The 1017-nt window shown below is 43.6% G+C and carries 2 rRNA genes; both read right to left on the reverse strand.

Annotated elements, in window-relative coordinates:
• Window positions 1-620: 620 nt before the first annotated feature.
• A 5S ribosomal RNA gene (gene rrf / locus DS891_RS24275) occupies window positions 621-735 on the reverse strand.
• Window positions 736-872: 137 nt separating this feature from the next.
• Window positions 873-1017, reverse strand: a 23S ribosomal RNA gene (locus DS891_RS24280); the annotation flags it as partial.

A 1017-nucleotide genomic window follows, 5' to 3' on the forward strand; every position in this document is an offset into this window, starting at 1 on the left:
CGGTTTAGAGCTATACCTTATAAAATAACCAACTAAGTAGTATCTAACTGTTGCATGCAAGTTGTTTCTAAACCTCTCTAACACCTAAACCATCCTTGAAATATGGAATTCATGCTTCAAAGATACATGTTTCTGGCCTCACGAGCTAGCCCTTGCTGTTTTGTTATATAAAAATGAATTTAACATATTTAAATCATAGGTTTTCGCACTTATCGCACAATTCGCGTTAAGTTTTCGCGCGCGGCATCACCCAAACAACAAAAAAACCCGTCGCATTGCTGCAACGGGTTTTGATGTACATGGATGTTCGAATGTCGATGAAGTTCATGGATGAACGCTTTTCATCAACCTCTTATTTGGCCCTGGCTCGCTACGAAGTAGGATGTTCTCATTTTTTAAATAGAGAGTCACATGGGTAATCCACACTATCATTGACCGGGGCCGACCCTTCGGCTGTTTTGTTTCACTTCTGAGTTTGGGTGACGAGAAACCGAAGCACCGCTTCGCAGTTCGAGGAAGTGAGCGCAAGGACGCGCGAAGGGGAGATGCTACATGGAAGTACTTTACCCCAAATAGCAAAAAAGCCCGACTCTTTCGAATCGGGCTTTCTTTAAATAGGTGCTTGGCAATGTCCTACTTTCACATGGGAAATCCCACACTATCATCGGCGCTGTTTTGTTTCACTTCTGAGTTCGGCATGGAGTCAGGTGGGTCCAAAACGCTATGCTTACCAAGCAAATTCTTAAATCCGGAAAAGCGATTAAATTCTTTGTCTACTTTAGTCTATTAACTTCTGTTAGCTAAGGCCTCCATGGATGGAGGTCATGCTAGGAATTGTCTGGAACAATTCTAGTAAACCACTTTGGCGTTGTATGGTTAAGCCTCTCGGGTAATTAGTACGAGTTAGCTTAATGCCTCACAGCACTTCCACATCTCGCCTATCAACGTTGTAGTCTTCAACGGCCCTTCAGTTGACTCTAAGTCAAAGTGAGAACTCATCTCGAGGCCTGCTTCCCG

Origin of the sequence: Pseudoalteromonas sp. JC28 (assembly GCF_013319255.1) — a bacterium.
Classification (GTDB): Bacteria; Pseudomonadota; Gammaproteobacteria; order Enterobacterales; family Alteromonadaceae; genus Pseudoalteromonas.